The sequence below is a fragment of the Soonwooa sp. T0.1_25 genome (genome assembly GCF_057652215.1).
In genome coordinates, this window is sequence record NZ_JBYFBZ010000084.1 from 1 (window position 1) to 273 (window position 273).

Annotated in this window: 1 protein-coding gene; it reads right to left on the bottom strand. The window is 60.8% G+C overall.

Annotated features, from left to right (window positions below; all coding sequences use genetic code 11):
- Positions 1–273 (bottom strand): DUF3418 domain-containing protein (locus AC23MB_RS14440; protein WP_487787665.1); only part of this gene is annotated, 273 nt, incomplete at both ends.

Below are 273 nucleotides of genomic sequence, written 5' to 3' on the forward strand. Positions count from 1 at the left end.
GATCCACCAGCGGTACAGGACCAACTGCTCGTCACGCTTGCCTTCCTGGGCATGCTTGTCGGCGCGGGCCTTGAACTGTGCCCAGAGGTTGCTGAGCTCACCGCTCCAGACACGATCCCTCTGTACCTGCGCGGGCAGTTTTTCCAGGCGCAGTTCAATCGCCTTGAGGTAGCGCGGCAGCTCCTTGAGCCAGAGCGACGGTGTTTCCCGAACAAACCCCGGGTACACCAGATTGGCCGTTTGCTGCTTGATGTCGTTCAACGCCACAGCCTG